General features: G+C 69.6%; 15 protein-coding genes. 12 read left to right on the top strand and 3 right to left on the bottom strand.

From position 1 onward, the window contains the following. Positions 1-39: 39 nt before the first annotated feature. The 12 genes from G6N23_RS18800 to eccE all read left to right on the top strand — a co-directional run bounded on the left by G6N23_RS18800 (position 40) and on the right by eccE (position 15804). A complete protein-coding gene (locus G6N23_RS18800) occupies positions 40-939 on the top strand; it encodes a class I SAM-dependent methyltransferase (RefSeq protein ID WP_085260671.1) in 900 nt (299 codons plus the stop codon). A gap of 266 nt (positions 940-1205) precedes the next feature. Beyond that, entirely contained in the window at positions 1206-3038 is a 1833-nt protein-coding gene (gene eccA / locus G6N23_RS18795) for a type VII secretion AAA-ATPase EccA (protein ID WP_085260672.1), read from the top strand. Further along, positions 3035-4657, top strand: a complete 1623-nt coding sequence (eccB, locus tag G6N23_RS18790; RefSeq protein WP_085260673.1) for a type VII secretion protein EccB — start codon at positions 3035-3037, stop codon at positions 4655-4657. Before eccA ends, eccB begins: the two co-directional genes overlap by 4 nt. Then, on the top strand, positions 4654-8616 hold the full coding sequence (gene eccCa / locus G6N23_RS18785; RefSeq protein WP_085260674.1) for a type VII secretion protein EccCa: 3963 nt from the start codon (positions 4654-4656) through the stop codon (positions 8614-8616). The genes eccB and eccCa overlap by 4 nt, the downstream gene beginning before the upstream one ends. A 31-nt stretch (positions 8617-8647) precedes the next feature. Next, positions 8648-8956: a PE family protein gene (locus tag G6N23_RS18780; RefSeq protein ID WP_085260675.1), complete on the top strand. Its 309-nt coding sequence runs from the start codon at positions 8648-8650 to the stop codon at positions 8954-8956. Positions 8957-8958: 2 nt separating this feature from the next. Continuing rightward, positions 8959-10401, top strand: a complete 1443-nt coding sequence (locus G6N23_RS18775; RefSeq protein WP_179961164.1) for a PPE family protein — start codon at positions 8959-8961, stop codon at positions 10399-10401. Between the two features lie 45 nt (positions 10402-10446). Then, positions 10447-10740, top strand: coding sequence for a type VII secretion protein EsxS (locus G6N23_RS18770; protein ID WP_085260669.1), 294 nt, complete (start codon positions 10447-10449; stop codon positions 10738-10740). A gap of 14 nt (positions 10741-10754) precedes the next feature. After that, positions 10755-11042, top strand: a complete 288-nt coding sequence (locus tag G6N23_RS18765) for a WXG100 family type VII secretion target (protein WP_085260670.1) — start codon at positions 10755-10757, stop codon at positions 11040-11042. 33 nt (positions 11043-11075) lie between these two features. Next, positions 11076-11948: an ESX secretion-associated protein EspG gene (locus G6N23_RS18760; RefSeq protein WP_085260677.1), complete on the top strand. Its 873-nt coding sequence runs from the start codon at positions 11076-11078 to the stop codon at positions 11946-11948. A 24-nt stretch (positions 11949-11972) separates the two neighbouring features. Further along, positions 11973-13406 carry a type VII secretion integral membrane protein EccD gene (eccD, locus tag G6N23_RS18755; RefSeq protein ID WP_095173678.1) on the top strand — a complete coding sequence of 478 codons (1434 nt, stop codon included), beginning with the start codon at positions 11973-11975 and terminating at the stop codon, positions 13404-13406. Continuing rightward, on the top strand, positions 13403-14818 hold the full coding sequence (mycP, locus tag G6N23_RS18750) for a type VII secretion-associated serine protease mycosin (RefSeq protein ID WP_085260678.1): 1416 nt from the start codon (positions 13403-13405) through the stop codon (positions 14816-14818). Before eccD ends, mycP begins: the two co-directional genes overlap by 4 nt. Then, complete coding sequence (gene eccE / locus G6N23_RS18745) at positions 14815-15804, top strand: type VII secretion protein EccE (RefSeq protein WP_085260679.1); 990 nt, start codon at positions 14815-14817, stop codon at positions 15802-15804. The genes mycP and eccE overlap by 4 nt, the downstream gene beginning before the upstream one ends. On the opposite strand, the gene G6N23_RS18740 is transcribed toward eccE, so the two are convergent. From G6N23_RS18740 to bluB, 3 genes are read right to left on the bottom strand one after another with little or no spacing between them, the layout of a single operon-like run. After that, positions 15801-16994, bottom strand: a complete 1194-nt coding sequence (locus G6N23_RS18740; RefSeq protein ID WP_085260680.1) for an alpha/beta hydrolase family protein — start codon at positions 16992-16994, stop codon at positions 15801-15803. The two genes, eccE and G6N23_RS18740, sit on opposite strands and share 4 nt — an antisense overlap. A 53-nt stretch (positions 16995-17047) precedes the next feature. Beyond that, complete coding sequence (locus G6N23_RS18735) at positions 17048-17947, bottom strand: amidohydrolase family protein (protein ID WP_085260681.1); 900 nt, start codon at positions 17945-17947, stop codon at positions 17048-17050. Continuing rightward, positions 17944-18525, bottom strand: coding sequence for a 5,6-dimethylbenzimidazole synthase (gene bluB, locus G6N23_RS18730; protein ID WP_234808603.1), 582 nt, complete (start codon positions 18523-18525; stop codon positions 17944-17946). The genes G6N23_RS18735 and bluB overlap by 4 nt, the downstream gene beginning before the upstream one ends. Positions 18526-18578 lie beyond the last annotated feature (53 nt).

Genomic DNA, 18578 nt, shown 5'->3' with positions numbered 1-18578 from the left:
CGCTGGTTACAGCGGCGTAGGGTCACTGGAATGCCTGAGATGCGCAGTGAAGGTGACAGTTGGGACATCACCACGAGTGTGGGCATGACCGCGTTGCGGGTGGCCGCCGCCAGGGCGTTAGAGGCCCGCAAGCCCGATCCGGTGGTGGTCGATCCTTATGCGGAGGTGTTCTGCCGGGCAGCGGGCGGGGACTGGCAAGCGGTGGTGGAGGGCAACCTGCCCGATCATCGACTGTTGACCAGTGATTTCGGCGAGCACTTTGTCAACTTCCAGGGCGCGCGTACCCGCTACTTCGACGACTACTTCCGCCGCGCCGCCGACGCCGGGGTGCGCCAGGTGGTCATGCTGGCGGCCGGGCTCGACTCCCGGGCCTACCGATTGGACTGGCCGGACGGGACGACGATCTTCGAACTGGACCAGCCCCAGGTGCTGGCCTACAAGAGTTACGTACTCTCGCAGCGCGGCATCCGGCCGACGGCGGAGCGGCGCGAGGTCGCCGTCGATCTTCGCGAAGACTGGCCCGCGGCGCTTGTCGCCAGTGGCTTCGATCCGGCCCAGCCCTCGGCCTGGATCGCCGAGGGCGTGCTGGTCTATCTGCCGGCTGACGCGCAGGAGCAGTTGTTCACCGGCATCGACGGCCTGGCCGCTCCGGGCAGCCAGGTAGCGGTCGAGGACGGCGCCCCGCTGTCCGACGAGGACTTCGCCGCGGCGGTGGAGGCCGAAGTGGCGGCCGACGACGACAGTCGCACCTTCCACCGGTTGGTCTACAACGAGCGCTGTGCGCCGGCCGATGAGTGGTTCGGCGCGCGGGGCTGGACCGCGGTGGCGACGCCGTTGGCGGACTACCTGCGCGAGCTGGGCCGCCCGATTCCGGGTCCGGACAGCGAGGCTGGCCCGATGATCGCGCGGAACTCACTGGTCCGGGCGATCAAACGGTAGGGATCGCCGAGAACGTCAAACCGCCTTCGCCAACCAGCCGCGGATGCGGTAACGTGCCACGCAATCGAAAATGATTTTCAATAAGGAGCGGTAATGGGTTGGACCGATGCCGGTGCTTGGGTGCCGGCTCTACCTGCCGACCAAGCGCCACGCGCGGTGACGGAAGCCACTCGACGATCGTCCCGACCGACCTCGACAGTTAGCTTATGCAATGCTAACTTCAGCCGAGTTAGCTTAGGCAACACTGGTGAAGGGGCGAGCCACGCATGAACAACGGTGACGCGGCTCTGTTGACACCGCAACCACGGGTTGACGAGGAAACCCTCAGCCGGTTCGCCACCTGCTGCCGTGCCCTGGGTATCCCCGTCTACCAGCGGCAACGGCCGGCCGACCTGGCCGCGGCCCGCACCGGCTTCACCGCGCTGACCCGGGTCGCGCACGAGCAGTGCGACGCCTGGACCGGCCTGGCCGCCGCCGGCGACCAGTCGCCGCGGGTGCTGGCCGCCGCCTCCCAGACCGCCGCCACCGCCGGGGCGCTGCAGCGGCGTCTGGACCTGCCGCAGGGCGCGCTGGGCTTCCATTACGACACCGGCCTGTACTTGAAGCTGCGCGCCACCGAAGCCGACGACTTCCACCTTGCGCATGCCGCCCAGCTGGCGATGGCGGGCCGCTGCGCGGAGGCCAACGAGCTGGTCGCCGAGATCACGCAGCGGCGTCCGGACTGGAACGACGCGCGCTGGCTGGCGATCGCGGTGAACCACCACGCCGGGCGCTGGTCGGACATGGTCAAAATGCTGACCCCGATAGTCAACGACCCCGACCGCGACGAGCTGTTCACCCACGCCGCCAAGATCGCCCTCGGCATCGCGCTGGCCCGGCTGGGCATGTACGCCCCGGCGTTGTCCTATCTGGAGGAGCCGGAAGGGCCGATCGCCGTGGCCGCAACCGACGGGGCCCTGGCCAAGGGACTGATCCTGCGGGCGCAGGGCGACGACGAGACGGCCGCCGAGGTGCTGCAGGACCTCTACGCCGCCGACCCGGAGAACGAGCAGGTTCAACATGCGTTGTTGGACACCAGCTTCGGGATCGTCACGACCACCGCGGCGCGGATCGAGGCGCGGACCGATCCCTGGGACCCCGAGACCGAGCCGAGCGCCGAGGACTTCATCGACCCGGCCGCCCACGAACGCAAGGCCGAACTGCTGGCCGAGGCCGAACGTGAACTCGGAGAGTTCATCGGCCTGTCCGAGGTCAAGAACCAGGTGCAGCGGCTCAAAAGCTCGGTGGCCATGGAGGTGGTGCGCAAGCAGCACGGACTGGCCGTCGGCCAGCGCACCCACCACCTGGTATTCGCCGGCCCTCCCGGGACCGGTAAGACCACCATCGCCCGCGTGGTGGCAAAGATCTACTGCGGCCTGGGGCTGTTGAAGAAAGAGAACATCAAAGAGGTGCACCGTGCCGACCTGATCGGCCAGCACATCGGGGAGACCGAGGCCAAGACCAACGCGATCATCGACAGTGCGCTGGACGGCGTGCTGTTCCTCGACGAGGCCTACGCGCTGGTGGCAACCGGCGCCAAGAACGACTTCGGGCTGGTCGCCATCGACACCCTGCTGGCGCGGATGGAAAACGACCGCGATCGCCTGGTGGTGATCGTCGCCGGCTACCGCGCCGACCTGGACCGGTTCCTGGACACCAACGAAGGTCTGCGGTCGCGGTTCACCCGCAGCATCGATTTTCCGTCCTACCAACCGCCGGAGCTGGTCGAGATCGCCTACAAGATGGCCGAGCAGCGCGACAGCCGCTTCGAGCAGTCCGCGCTGGAGGAGATGCAGGCGCTCTTCGGCCAGCTGGCCGAGGCGTCGCACCCCGACGCCAACGGGATCGCCCGGCGCAGCCTCGACATCGCCGGCAACGGCCGGTTCGTCCGGAACCTGGTGGAGCGCTCCGAGGAGGAGCGCGAGTTCCGGCTCGACCATTCCGAACAGTCCGGTACCGGTGTGTTCACCGATGAGGAGCTCATGACCATCACTACCGAAGATGTCCGTAACTCGGTGACGCCGTTGCTGCGTGGCCTGGGTCTGGAGGCGAACGCGTGAGCGGCGCTCAGCCCGACCGCAGCGATGAGGAGCGGCGTTCGTTCGCCTCGCGCACCCCGGTCAACGAGAACCCCGACCGGGTCGAGTACCGGCGGGGTTTCGTCACCAAGCATCAGGTCAGCGGCTGGCGGTTCGTGATGCGGCGGATCGCCTCGGGCGTCGCCCTGCACGACACCCGGATGCTGGTGGAGCCGCTTCGCTCGCAGGCCCGTGCGGTCCTGATGGGCCTGCTGGTGCTGGCCACCGTGGCGGGCGGCTGCTTTGTGTTCACCCTGATCTGGCCCAACAGTGCGGCCGCCAACGACCCGGTGCTGGCGGACAAGTCGACTTCGGCGCTGTACGTGCGGGTCGGCGACCAGCTGCACCCGGTGCTGAACCTGACCTCCGCCCGGCTGATCGTCGGGCGCCCGGTCAACCCAACCGCGGTGAAAAGCACTGGGCTGGATAAGATTCCGCGCGGCAACCTGATCGGCATTCCGGGCGCCCCGGAGCGGATGGTGCAGAACGCCAGCCGTGACGCGGACTGGACGGTGTGCGACTCGGTGGCCGGTACGGCCGCCGGGGTGACGGTGATCGCCGGGCCGCCGGGCGACGGCGGATCCCGCGCCGGCGCGCTCGACGCACAGCAGGCGGTGCTGGCCGACAACGGTGCGGGCGCCTGGCTGCTGTGGGAGGGCAAGCGCAGCCGGATCGATCTGTCCGACCGTGCCATCACCGGTGCCCTCGGGATCGGTGAGCGGGGCTCGGCCGTCCCCACGCCGCGTTCGATCTCGACGGGCCTGTTCAACGTGATCCCGGAGGCGCCCGCGCTGACGGCACCGCTGATCCCCGGCGCCGGCGACAAGCCGTCGTTCGACCTGCCGGCCGACGCTCCGATCGGCGCGGTCGTGGCGGCGCACACCTTGGAGGGCGGCTCGGAGGCGACCGTGCGCTACTACGCGGTGTTGCCGGACGGCCTGCAGCCGATCTCCGGGGTGCTCGCGGCGGTGCTGCGTAACACCGACTCGCACGGGCTGGAGAAGCCGCCGCTGCTCGGCGCCGACGACATCGCGCGACTGCCGGTGTCGCACGCGCTGGACACCTCCCGCTTCCCCGAGAAACCGGTCAGCCTCACCGATCCGGTGGCCGACCCGCTCACCTGTGCGCACTGGAGCCGGGCCGCCGGGGCCAGTACCAGCTCGCTGACGCTGCTGTCCGGCTCCTCGCTGCCGCTGCGCGACGGCGTGCGCACCCTGGATCTGGTCGGCGCCGGTGTCGGCGGGACGGCCGCCCGGGTCGCCCTGGACCCGGGCACCGGCTACTTCACCCAGAGTGTCAACAGCGACCCCACCGCCAATCCCACTGCGGGCCCACTCTTCTGGATCTCCGACACCGGGGTGCGCTACGGGGTCAACACCGAAGGCGGTACCACCGGTGGTGACGGTGACACCGTGTCCGCGCTCGGGTTGAGCCAGCCCGCACTGCCCATTCCGTGGTCGGTGCTGTCGCAGTTCGCCCTTGGACCGACCTTGTCGCGCTCCGACGCGCTGCTGGCCCACGACGGGCTGGCGCCGGACCAACGGCCCGTCCGCCGCGCTACGGCCGATCTGGGCGCCACTACCGGGGGAGAGACCCGATGAGTCGTTTGATTTTTGAGGCGCGTCGTCGGCTGCCGGCGCCGCCCACCGACAAGGGCACCATCACCATCGAGCCGCCGCCGGAGTTGCCGCGGGTGGTACCGGCGTCGTTCCTGCAGCGGGCGCTGCCGGTGGTGATCGTGATCCTGATCGTCGGCATGGTGATCGCGATGGTCGCCACCGGTATGCGGTTGATCTCGCCGGTGATGCTGTTCTTCCCGTTCGCTCTGCTGGTCGCGGCGGCGGGTATCTATCGCGGTGGGGACAAGAAGGCCCGCACCGTCGAGGTCGATGCTGAGCGGGCCGACTATCTGCGGTATCTGTCGGTGGTCCGGGACAACATCCGGGGTTCGGCCGCCAAGCAGCGCGCCGCCGCCGAGTGGTCGCACCCCGACCCGTCGGAGCTGGCCGTCGTTCCCGGTTCGCGCCGGCAGTGGGAGCGTGATCCGCACGACGAGGACTTCCTGGTGGTGCGCACCGGGCGGCATTCGGTGCCGTTGGCCAGTGCGGTGCGGGTCACCGACACCGCCGACGAGATCGATCTGGAGCCGGTGTCGCACAGCGCATTACGCAGCCTGCTCGACACCCAGCGCACCGTGCGCGACGTACCGGTCGGGCTGGACCTGACGAAGGTCTCCCGGATCACCGTGCTGGCCGAGAAGGACGGTGCCGCCGAAGACGTCGCGGGTGCAATACGGGCCTGGGTCGCCCAGGCCGTCACCTGGCACGACCCGACCATGCTCGGGGTGGCGCTGGCCTCGCCGGAGCTGGAGAGCCCGGCCTGGTCATGGCTGAAGTGGTTGCCGCAGGTGGATATTCCGGGTTCTGTCGATGGCGTCGGCCCGGCCCGCTACCTGGCCGGCAGCGCCGAGGAGTTGGTGGGGTTGTTGGCGCCGGTGCTGGCCGAGCGTCCGGCGTTCACCGGCGAGCCGGCCGAGTCGGGCCGGCATCTGCTGGTGATCATCGATGACCCGGACTTCGACGTGGCCGCCTCGGTGTTGGGGGCCGCCCGCGCCGGGGTCACCATCGTGCAGCGCGGCAGGGTCGCACCCAACCGCGAGCAGTATTCCGACCCCGAGCGCCCGATCCTGCGGATCAGTGCCGGGGGGAAGTTCATCGACCGCTGGCAGACCGGCGGCTGGCAGCGCTACGTGGATCAGGCCGACGCGTTGACCGTCGAAGAGGCGGCGCATTTGGCGCGGCGGCTGTCGCGGTGGGACTCCAACCCGACCCATGCCGGGCTGCGTTCGGCGGGCACCCGCGGCGCCAGCTTCACCACGCTGCTGGGTATTGCCGACGCTTCGCGCCTCGACGTGCCCGCGTTGTGGGCGCCACGCAGCCGCGACGAGGAACTGCGGGTTCCGATCGGGGTCACCGCGACCGGTGAGCCGCTGATCTTCGACCTCAAGGATGAGGCCGAGGGCGGCATGGGCCCGCACGGGTTGATGATCGGCATGACCGGTTCGGGTAAGTCGCAGACCCTGATGGCGATCCTGCTGGCGCTGCTGACGACGCACTCGGCCGACCGGCTGATCGTGATCTACGCCGACTTCAAGGGTGAGGCCGGCGCCGACATCTTCCGGCACTTCCCACAGGTCGTCGCCGTCATCTCGAATATGGCGGAGAAGAAGTCGCTGGCGGAGCGGTTCGCCGACACCCTGCGTGGTGAGGTGGCGCGGCGTGAGCTGTTGCTGCGCGAGGCCGGCCGCCAGGTCCAGGGCAGTGCGTTCAACTCGGTGACCGAGTACGAGGCGGCGATCGCGGCCGGGCATGATCTGGCGCCGATCCCGACGCTGTTCATCGTCGCTGACGAGTTCACCTTGATGCTGGCCGATCACCCGGAGTACGCCGAGCTGTTCGACTACGTTGCGCGCAAGGGCCGTTCGTTTCGGATCCACATCCTGTTCGCCTCGCAGACTTTGGATGTCGGCAAGATCAAGGACATCGACAAGAACACCTCGTATCGCATCGGGTTGAAGGTCGCCTCGCCGAGTGTGTCGCGCCAGATCATCGGGGTCGAGGACGCCTATCACATCGAGTCCGGCAAGGAGCACAAGGGCGAAGGCTTTTTGGTGCCCGCACCGGGCGCGGCGCCGATCAAGTTCCGCAGCACCTACGTCGACGGCATCTATGACCCGCCGCGGCAGTCCCGGGCCGTGGTGATGCATGCGATTCCCGAGCCCAAGCTGTTCACCGCCGGTGCGGTCGCCTCCGGTGCCGAGACCACCGTGGTGACCGAGCCCGACGATGAGACGCACGCCCCGCCGCGCAAGCTGATCGCCACGATCGGCGACCAGCTGGCCAACTACGGGCCGCAGGCACCGGTGCTGTGGCTGCCGCCGCTGGACGAGACGATCCCGCTGAACGCGGCGCTGGCCCGGGCCGGCGTCGGCGAGCGGCAGCTGCGCTGGCCGCTGGGTGAGATCGACAAGCCGTTCGACATGCGTCGTGACCCGCTGGTGTTCGATGCCCGCTCGGCCAGCGGCAACATGCTCATCCACGGTGGCCCCAAGTCGGGAAAGACCACCGCATTGCAGACATTCATCATGTCGGCGGCGCAGCTGCACTCGCCGCGCGAGGTGAGTTTCTACTGCCTGGACTACGGTGGCGGGCAGCTGCGCGCCCTGCAGGACCTCGCGCACGTCGGCAGTGTGGCCTCGGGGTTGGAGCCCGAGCGGATCCGCCGCACCTTCGGTGAGCTCGAGCAGTTGTTGACCGCCCGCCAGCAGCGCGAGGCGTTCCGGGACGGCAGCATCGGCTCGCTCAACGACGGTTACGGCGAGGTCTTCCTGGTCATCGACAACCTGTATGCGTTCAGCCGGGACAACACCGATGCGTTCAATACCCGTAACCCGTTGCTGGCCAAGGTGACCGAGCTGGTCAACGTCGGGCTGGCCTACGGCATCCACGTCGTGGTCACCACCCCGAGCTGGCTGGAGGTGCCGCTGGCGATGCGTGACGGCCTGGGGCTGCGTCTGGAGCTCAAGCTGCACGACCCGCGGGACAGCAATGTGCGGGTGGCCGGGGCCCTGACCCGCCCGGCCGAGGCCGTGCCGGCCAACCAGCCGGGCCGCGGCCTGACCATGGCCGCCGAGCACTTCTTGATCGCCCAACCCGATCTGGGCCAGATCGCCGAGATCAACGCGCGTCACCCCGGGCTGGCCGCCCCACCGGTGCGGCTGCTGCCGACGAACCTGGCGCCCGAAGAGGTCGGGACGCTGTGGCCGGCACCGGAACGCATCGTGATCGGTGTGCGCGAAGAAGACCTCGCTCCGGTGGAGGTGGACTTCACCGACAACCCGCTGGTGATGGTGCTCGGGGATGCCAAGTCCGGCAAGACCACCCTGTTGCGGCACATCATCCGCACCGTGCGGGAGAACAGCACCGCCGAGCAGGTGGCCTTCACCGTGCTGGATCGCCGCCTGCACCTGGTCGACGAACCGCTGTTCGCCGACAACGAGTACACCGCCAACATCGACCGGGTGATCCCGGCGATGCTGGGCCTGTCCGCGCTGATCGGCTCGCGCCGGCCACCGGCCGGGCTGTCGGCGGCGGATCTGGCCGGGTGGAGCTACCAGGGCCACACCCACTACCTGATCATCGACGACGTCGACTCCATCCCGGACTCCCCGGCGCTGAGCGGGCCGTACGCGGGTCAGCGGCCGTGGACCAACCTGATCGGGCTGCTGTCCCAGGCCAATGATCTGGGGCTGCGGGTGATCGTCACCGGCCGGGCCACCGGCTCGGCCCACGCGTTGATGACCAACCCGCTGCTGCGGCGCCTCAACGACCTGCAGGCCACCACGCTGATGCTCTCGGGCAACCCCGCTGACAGCGGCAAGATCCGCGGCCAGCGCTTCGGCCGGTTGCCGGCGGGCCGGGCGATGCTGCTCGGCGACGGCGACGAACCCACCTACCTGCAGTTGGTCAATCCGTTGTTCAGCCAGAGTCTGACGCGCTGATGCGCATCGAAGTGCGGAAGGAGAAATTGTCATGACGCTCAATGTGGTTCCGGAAGGTCTCGCCGCGGCCAGTGCAGCGGTCGAGGCGTTGACCGCCCGTCTGGCGGCCGCGCAGGCCAGTGCCGCCCCGCTGATCACCGCGGTGCTGCCGCCGGCGGCCGACCCGGTCTCGCTGCAGACCGCCGCCGGTTTCAGTGCCCAGGGCAGCGAACACGCCGCGGTGGCCGCCCAGGGCGCCACCGAACTCGGCCGCGCCGGTGTCGGTGTGGGGGAGTCCGGCGTCAACTACGCCGTCGGCGACGGTGCGGCCGCTGCGACCTATGGCGGCGGCAGCGTCTGATGATCTCCGCCCCGGTCTGGATCGCCTCCCCTCCGGAGGTGCATTCAGCATTGCTGAGCAGCGGCCCCGGCCCGGGTCCGCTGCTGAGCGCTGCCGGGGTGTGGAATGCGCTGAGCGTCGAGTACGCCACGGTCGCAGACGAATTGACCACGCTGCTCGGTGCGGTGCAGAGCGGCGCCTGGCAGGGCCCCAGCGCCGAGCAGTACCTGGCGGCTCACGTGCCGTACCTGGCGTGGCTGGGTAAGGCCAGCGCGGACAGCGCCGGAGTGGCCGCCCAGCACGAGGTGGCGGCCTCGGCCTACGCCAGCGCGCTGGCGTCGATGCCGACGCTGGCGGAGCTGACCGCCAACCACATGACGCACGGGGTGTTGGTCGCCACCAATTTCTTTGGTATCAACACGATCCCGATTGCGCTCAACGAAGCCGACTACGTCCGGATGTGGATCCAGGCGGCCACCACCATGAGCACCTACCATGCGGTATCCGGTGCCGCGCTGGCGTCGGCGCCGCGCACGGTCCAAGCACCTCCGGTGGTCAAAGCCGACTCGGCGCAACCGGCGGCGGACACTCCGGGCGGCGCGGATTTCTTCACCCAGCTGTTCAACCAGCTCGGCCAGCTGCTGCAGGATCCGGCCGGAGTGATCCGGGAGATCATGAGCAGCCCCAGCGCCTTGGTGACCTGGTTCCCGCTGCTGTTCTTCATCGCCTACGAGGCGTTCTTCATCCCGTTCGGCTTCACCTTCTGGGGGGTGATGCTGGGCGCCTCGATCCTGGTGCCGATCGTGCTCGGCGTCGGACTGAGCTATCTGGCCAACCTGGGCGAAGAAGGCGCACCCGAGGGCGTCGCCGAGTCCGTGCCGAACGCGGCCAACCCGTCGGGTGATCAGCCCAAGGCGGTGGTGGCGGGCTTCAGCTCCGGCATCGCCACGCCCGGTGCGCCGGGTGTGCCGGTTGCTCCGGCCACCTCGGCGGTCGCGCCGCCGCCCCCTGCGGCGGGCGTGATGGGATTCGGCTACCTGGTTGCCGGTGGCGATCCCGGCGCCGGTCTGGGTCCGACCCTGACCGACCGGAACAAGGCGCAGGCACCGGCCTCGCGGGTGCCCGCGGCCGCCGCGGCGGTAGGCAGCGCGGCGCGCGACAAGGCCCGGGCGCGGCGGCGCCGGCGCGCCGTACTGCACGACCACGCCGACGAATACATGGATATGGATTCCGGTCCGAGCTCCGGACCGGCGGAAGAGCCCGTGCCGGCGCCTGCTGCGGCGGGTTCGGACCGCGGGGCCGGTCCGCTCGGTTTCACCGGAACCGTGGGCCAGCGCCGCGCTGCGACGGCGTCCGGGCTGGCCACGTTGGCCGGCGACGGATTCGGGGGCGGACCCAATGTGCCGATGTTGCCGGACACCTGGAGTGAGAACGACCCGGACGATCCGGCGTCGGAGTCGAAGTAGAAGTGTCGAAGTAGAAGAGTCCAAGGAAGAGAAAGGAGTGCGGTGATGAGTTTGTTGGATGCCCATATTCCGCAGTTGGTGGCGTCGGAGTCGGCGTTTGGGGCTAAGGCGGCGTTGATGCGTTCGACGATGGCGCAGGCCGAGCAGGCGGCGTTGTCGGCGCAGGCGTTTCATGTCGGTGAGGCGGCGGCGGCGTTTCAGGGGTCGCATGCGCGGTTTGTGGCGATGGCGGCGCGGGTGAATGCGTTGCTGGATATGGCGCAGGTGAATCTGGCTGATGCGGGCAGTACTTATGTCGCGGCTGATGCTGCTGCGGCGTCGGGTTACACCGGGGTTTAGGGAGGGTTTGTCTGATGTCGCAGATTATGTACAACTACCCGGCGATGCTGGCTCATGCCGCGGAGATGAATGGGTATGCGGGCACGTTGCAGGCGGTGGGTGCTGATATCGCCAGTGAGCAGGCGGCGTTGTCGGCGGCGTGGCAGGGCGATACGGGGATGACGTATCAGGCGTGGCAGGTGCAGTGGAATCAGGCGATGGAGGAGTTGGTGCTGGCTTATCGTGCGATGGCGAGCACGCATGAGACCAACACCTTGATGATGAACGCCCGCGACACCGCCGAAGCCGCCAAGTGGGGCTGACCCAGGTGATCCGCTCGACGAGAGAACGTAGCGATGGGTGCTGAGCCCAACGCTGCCGAACTTACCGTCGAGCAGGCCTGGTACATCGCGGAAACCGTTGGCGCCGGGTCTTTCCCGTGGGTATTGGCGATCACCATGCCCTACACCGACGCCAGGGAACGCGGTGCGTTCATGGCGCGCCAGCGCGATGAACTGACACAGATGGGAGTCGTCTCGCCGGACGGCACGGTCAACCGGAGCGTGGCCGACTGGATCCGGGTGGTGTGCTTCCCGGACCGGTGGCTGGACCTGCGTTACGTGGGTTCACCGTCCAGCGGGGCCACCGAGATGTTGCGCGGCATCGTGGCGCGCCGCGACCAGGGCGCCGGTAACACCCGGACGGTGGTGGCGCTGCGCAACGCCCAACTGGTCACCTTCACCGCGATGGACATCGACGACCCGCGGCTGCTGGTCCCGGTGCTCGGGGCCGGATTGCGGCAGCGCCCCCCGGCGCGGTTCGACGAGTTCACGCTGCCCGCCCGGGTCGGAGTGCGCGCCGACGAGCGGTTGCGCGCCGGCGCCCCACTCGCCGAAGTCCTGGACTACCTGGGCATTCCGGCCTCGGCGCGACCGGTCGTGGAGGCGGTGTTCTCCGGCCCGCGCAGTTATGTCGAGGTTGTCGCGGGCTGCGCCCAGGACGGCCGGCACACCACCACCGAGGTCGGGATGAGCCTGGTCGACACCGACGAGGGCCGAATCCTGGTCACCCCATCGCAGGCCTTCGACGGCGAGTGGGTGTCGACCTTCCGGCCCGGAACCGACTTCGCGACCGCTGTCGCGATCGAACACCTGACCGCCACACTGCCCGACGGGCAGTGGTTCCCCGGTCAGCGACTGTCCCGAGATTTCACCACCCAGCTGACCTAGCAGATAACAGAGTAGGGAACATCAATGACCGACGCCCCGGTGCTGAGCAGCGCCGTCATGCCGATCGTCCGCATCGCGGTCCTGGCCGACAGCCGACTGACCGAGATGGCCGTACCCGCGGAGTTGCCGCTGCGCGAAATCCTGCCCGCGGTGCAACGCCTGGTGGCTCCCGACACCGGCGATGACAGCGAACCCGCCGACGGTGCGACGACCCGCCTGAGCCTGGCGCCGGTCGGTGGCGCGCCGTTCAGCCTGGATGCCAGCCTGGACACGGTCGGCGTGGTGGACGGCGACCTGCTGGCGCTTCGGCCGGTGCCGGTCGGACCGGCTGCTCCCGGCATCGTCGAGGACATCGCCGACGCCGCCGTCATCTTCTCGGCGTCTCGGCGTAAGCCCTGGGGGGCCACCCACATTCAGCGCGCCGCGCTGGCCGCCGGAGTGGGATTGATCTTCGCGGCCACCGGGCTGGCCACCGCGCACCGCGCGGTCACCGGCGAACCCGCCGGATTGTTCGCGGTGGCCGCCATCGCGGTGCTCACCGTTCTGGCGGCGCTGGCGGCCCGGACGCGTTCGGTCGACGCCGCGCTGTCCCTGTCGATCGCGGCGCTGGTGCCGGTCGCCGCCGCAGGCATCCTCGCGGTACCCGGCCTGTTCAGTCCGGCCCACCTGGTGCTGGGCGCGGCCACCGTCAGCGCGTGGTCGTTGATCTGCCTGATCCTTCCGCTGGGCGGCCGCGGTGAGCGCGGGATCGCGTTCTTCACCGCGGCAGTGGTCGCCGGCGTCGGAGTCCTGGGCGCGGCTGCTGTGAAAACGTTCTGGGAGCTGCCGTTCCTCAGCCTCGGCTGCGGGCTGATCACCGCGTCGCTACTGCTCACCGTGGCCGCCCCGCAGGTCTCGGCATTGTGGGCGCGACTGCCGCTGCCGGTGATCCCGGCACCGGGCGACCCGACCCCGTCGGCGCTGCCGCAAAGCGTTCTCGAAGACCTGCCGCGCCGGGTCCGGGTCACCGACGCCCACCAGACCGGGTTCATCGCCGGTGCCGTGTTGCTCGCCGTGCTCGGTTCGGTGGCCATCGCCGCGCAGCCCGAAGGACTTTCGGGCTGGGCCTGGTACGTGGTCGCGGGCATCGCGGCGGCCTCGGTGCTGCGCGCCCGGGTGTGGGATTCGGCGTGGTGCAAGGCGTGGCTGCTGGCCCAGCCGCACCTGACCGCTGTCGTGCTGCTGGTCTGCTACGCCGCGACCGGCCGGTATGCGGCCGCCTTCGGCGCGGTGCTGGTACTGGCCGCCCTGGTGGCGGTGTGGGCGGTGGTCGCGCTGAGCCCGACGGTCGCATCGCCGGACAGCTACTCGCTGCCGGTTCGGCGGTTGGTGGGCTTCCTGGCCTCCGGCGTCGACGCCACCCTGATCCCGGTCATGGCCTACCTGGTCGGCATCTTCGCCTGGGTTCTGTCTCGATGACGAGATCCACCACGAAGGTCGGAATGGCCGGTGCGGCAGTGGCATTGACGCTGCTGCTGGCCGGTCCGCCGGCGTCGGCGATCACCCCGCCGAAGGTCGACCCGACGGTCCCGCCGCCCAGCGGGGCACCCGGCCCCGTCGCGGCGATGGAGCAGCGCGCCGACTGTGCGAGTTCGGGCTTGCTGCCCGGCAGCGACGTGAGCACCGCGCCCGCCGGGCAGCGGATGCTCGACCTCCCCGCGGCATGGCAGTTCTCCCGCGGCGAGGGCCAGACGGTGGCCGTCATCGACACCGGCGTGCGGCCGGGACCGCGGCTGCCGGCGGTGGACCCGGGCGGCGACTACATCGGCACGACCGACGGACTGACCGACTGCGACGGACGTGGAACGCTGGTCGCCGGGATCATCGCCGGCCAGCCCGCGCCGGAGGGCCAGGACGGTTTCACCGGGGTGGCCCCGGCGGCGCGGCTGCTGTCACTGCGAACCGCCTCGGCGACGATCTCACCGAGGCTGGCCGGGGACGACCCCCGGACGACTCGCGTGGTCGTCGACATCACCGCCCTGTCGCGGGCCATCGTGCGCGCCGCCGACCTCGGTGCACGAGTCATCACCATCTCCACCACGACCTGCCTGCCGGCCGACCGCAACGTCGACCAGAGCGCGCTGGGCGCGGCGCTGCGCTACGCGGCGGTGGAAAAGGACGCCCTGATCGTGGCGGCCGCCGGCGACAACGGGCAGACCGGATCGGTCGGCGGCGGCAGCGAGGCATGCGAGTCCAATCCGCTCACCGACCTCAGCCGGCCGCACGACCCGCGCAACTGGACGGGCGTCACCTCGCTGTCGGTGCCGTCGTGGTGGCACCCGTACGTGCTGTCGGTGGCGTCGCTGTCCCCGGCGGGGCAGCCGTCGGCGTTCACCATGGCGGGGCCATGGGTGGGCGTCGCCGCACCGGGCGAGGACATCGTCTCGGTCAGCAACCGCGACGACGGCGGTCTGGCCAACGGGCTTCCCGGCAATCAGGGCAGGCTGGTGCCACTCACCGGCACCGGGTATGCCGCCGGTTACGTCGCGGGGGTGGCCGCGCTGGTGCGCAGCCGCTATCCCGACCTGAATGCCATGCAGGTGGCGCACCGGATCGTCTCCACCGCCCACAACGGCGCCCGTGCGCCCTCGGGCCTGGTCGGAGCGGGCAGCATCGACGCGGTGGCCGCCCTGACCTGGGAACTGACGCCGGCCGCCGATCCTGCCGACTCACCGTCGAAGAAGCTCTCCCCACCGCCGGCTCCGCAACCCGAGGACCCGGCGCCGCGGATCGTGGCCTTCGCCGGAACCGCGCTGCTGGCCGGGCTGGTCGCCGCCGTCGCCGTCGGCGCCGCGGCGGCAGCCCGCCGACGAAAGGAAAACCAGCTGTGAGCCCGCACCGTTCCACCATTCCCCGGCCCGGCCCGGCGCGAATCGCTTTGGTGCTGCTGGCCGTCGTGCCGGCGGTGATGGCCTACCCATGGCCGGCCACCCGGGACCGCTGGGTGCTCGGCGTGGGTATCGCCGTGACGCTTCTGCTGTTGAGCTGGTGGCAGGGCCTGCATCTCACCACGATCGTCCGCCGCCGGCTCGCCATGTCGCGCTCACGCCGTGGCGTGCACACCGGCCGGCGCGCGATCTCCGGCGGTGCGCGGGCCACGGCAGCGCTGCGGATCACCGCCTCGGCGGCCGGGGATGCGTTGCCGCTCTCGCTGATCGCCGGTTATCTGAACCGCTACGGTCTGCGGGCCGATGCCGTGCGCGTCACCAGCCGCGGCGCCCGGTCGGACGGCGGTGCCGCCGTCTTCGACACCTGGATCGGCCTCACCTATTCGGCCGCGCCGAATCTGGCGGCGCTGCAAGCCCGTTCGGAGCGGATCCCGCTGCAGCGGACCGCTGATATCGCGGCTCGGCGGCTGGCCGATCATCTCCGCGAGATCGGCTGGGACACCGCGCTTGTCGACGGGGACGAGATTCCCTCGCTGATCGACGCGGGGGCGCGGGAATCGTGGCGGGCGGTAGTCGACGACTCGGGCGATCACATCGCCGCGTACCAGGTCGCGATCGATGCGGCGCTGGCGGACACGTTGAGCCGGATCCGGGCTTCGAATGCTGGGGAGACCTGGACGACACTGGAATTCGCCGACGACGGCGGCCAGCTCACCGTCGCCGCGGCGTGCGCACTGCGCACCGGGTCGGCGCCGGACGGCGCCGCCCCCCTGGCCGGACTAGTGCCCGAGCAGGGCAATCACCGCGGCGCGCTGCTGGGCCTGCATCCGCTGTCGGGGAGACGTCTCGACGGCCACACCGCGCTGTCAGACGGCGAACTCGCCGGACTGCACTGGCCCGTCGCGGCGGCCGGTGTGCCCGCGCGCTAGAACATGTATCCGCGCAGGAATGCGGTCATCCGGCGCAGGTAGGTCGGCTGGCTGACGTGCAGTATGTGGTTGCCGGGGAACCAGTGCAGTGCGCAGCGATCCCAGTGCCGCCATAGCATTTCGGACTGCTCCGGCGGCGCCAGCCGGTCACCCAGGCCGGTGATGATCAGCCGCCGGTCCTTTGCCACCAGCGGCGGGTAGTTCAGCGGGGAGTGGTAGGCCGTGGCGGCGGTGAAGTCGTCCCGGGGGACGCGGCCCAGCAGCTGCCCGGCCTGTACCACCATATTGGCCGGAAACCAGTCCCGGATCTCCGAATCGACCGAGACCACCGGAACATTGGGGATGACCGCCTGCAGTCGGGGTTCGACGGCGGCCAGCAGTGCGCTGGTGTAACCACCCAGTGACAGGCCGGTCAACGCGATGCGGTCGACGCCGGTGAACTCGAGATAGTCGATCACCGAACGGAAGTCGTGGACGGCTTGGGCCATCGCCTCGGCGAAGCCCGACATGCCGTGCGAGAAGATGCCGTATCCGCTGAACGGCGAGTGCTTTTCGGCGCGCCGCCCATGGAACGGCAGGGTGAACAGCACGACGTCGTAACCGGATCGGTAGAACCAGGGCAACGAGAAGAACAGGCCGTTGAACAAATAGGCCGACCCCATGAACCCGTGGATGACACACAGCGTCGGCCGTGGCCCGTCGTCATGACGCCAGTGCTGGAACCGGGCGGTGTTGTTCTGGGCCAGGGCACTCCAGGAGTCCCGCATGGCCGGGTTGACCGCTTCGAAACCACTGTGGAACGCCACATTCTCCACCACCCCGCGCGCCACCCGTTCGGCGAGCGGATTGGCCCGCCGAGACGAGATCCGGGGCAGCGATGCCGGGGCCGGAAACGAGCGGGCCGGGTCGTGCGCGGCGGCCAACTCGGCGTAGAACGCCAGCCGTTCCCGCTCCCGCCGCGACTGCTCGCGCCCGACCGCGGTGGTCAGAACCGACGGGATCATCGATGCGGCGACCATGGAGGCGACCGCGGTGCGCAAGCCGATATCCGCCACCGCCGAGACATCGACGATCAGCTTGTCGCGTAACGACAACTCGCTGCGGTCCGGCAGGCCGTGCTCACCGGCGTCCTCGCCCGGAATGTCGGGCATCGGGATGGGCGGAGTCAGCGGGGTGGCGTCAGAGGTCACGGTCGCCGGCCTTTCTCGGGGTGCGGTCGCCCCCGTGGAGGCGCGGGGCACCGTCAACCGGATGGTAGCGCGATCGCGAACAGCCGGGCCGCGTTGTCGTGGAGAACGCCCCGCAGCCAGGTGTCGTCGATGCCGGGAACTGCGGTGATGGCGGTCAGCGCATCGGGATAGCCGTACGGGATGTTCGGAAAGTCGCTGCCGAACACGATCCGGTCGCCCGCGGCGCGCACTCGCGCCTGCTCGCCGGGCGGAAACGGCATGAGTTCGTCGACGAACGCGGTGAACGCCATCGTGGTGTCCAGGTGCACTGCGGCCGAATCCAGGCAGATGTCGAGGAACTCACGGTATTCCGGCATGCCCATGTGTGCGATGATCAGGCTCAACCGCGGATGACGGCGCAGTAGGCGCCGAATCGGCTCCGGACCGGTGAACCGTCCGGGTTGTGGTCCCGAGCCGCAGTGGATGACGACCGGAATTCCGGAGTCCTCGATCACGCCCCAAACCTCGTCGAGCAGTGGGTCATTGGGGTCGTAGTCACCGACCTGGATGTGCGCCTTGAAAACCCGGGCACCGGTGGCGATCGCCGCACCGACGTAGTCGGCTGCGCCCGGCTCGGGGTAGAACGTCGCGGTGGCCAGACAATCCGGTGTCTCCCGGGCGAATTCGGTCGACCACTGGTTGAGCCATTCGGCCATCTGCGGTTTGTGCGGGTAGACCAGCGAGGTGAATCTGCGTACCCCGAACGCCCGCAGCGTCTCGACCCGGTGGACCTCATCGGTGCGGTAGGTGATGGGCCAGCTGCGACCCACCATCGGGCCGGCCGAGTCGAAGTAGTTCCACACCTTGTCCATCACCGACTTCGGCATGAAATGGGTGTGCACATCGATGATCCCGGGCAGCCCGAGTCCGGCCCAGATCCGCCGCACCACGGCGGCTTCGTCGTCGTGCGTCACGCCTGCTCCCAGCTGTTCTCGGAGACGAACTCGCTCAAAGGTTTCCGGTACGCCCAGTCGTCGAGCTCCAGTGCGGGCCGGTCCGGAAACTCCGGGACCGGACCCAGACAAAGGATCGCCACCGGCTCGGCGTCGACGGGCATGCCCAACAGCTGCGCCAGCGGCCGCGGTTCGAACAGTGACACCCACCCCATGCCCAGTCCCTCGGCACGGGCGGCCAACCAAAGGTTCTGGATGGCGCAGGACACCGACGCCAGATCCATCTGGGGCAACGTGCGGCGACCGAAGATGTGGGCCTGCCTGCCCTCGCGCAACGCCACCACCAACAGTTCGGCGCAGTCGCGGATACCCTCCACCTTCAGTGCCAGGAATTCCTGTTCCCGTCGCCCGAGCGCGCGGGCGGTGCGGTGGCGCTCCTGGTCGACAAGGGTGTGGATGGCATGCCGCAGGCTGTCGTCGGTGATCCGCACGAATCGCCACGGCTGCATGAGCCCCACACTCGGCGCGGCGTGTGCCGCCGCCAGCAGGCGCGCCAGCACGTGTGGATCGACTGTGCTGTCGGGTACGAACCGGCGCATGTCGCGCCGTTCGGCGATCACCCGGTACACGGCTTGGCGCTCCGGTGCGCTGA

It is taken from the genome of Mycolicibacter terrae, assembly GCF_010727125.1.
In the GTDB taxonomy this organism is placed as follows: Bacteria; Actinomycetota; Actinomycetes; order Mycobacteriales; family Mycobacteriaceae; genus Mycobacterium; species Mycobacterium terrae.
The sequence above is the reverse complement of the archived record's forward strand: the minus strand, read 5'-3'. Positions and strand labels throughout refer to the sequence as shown.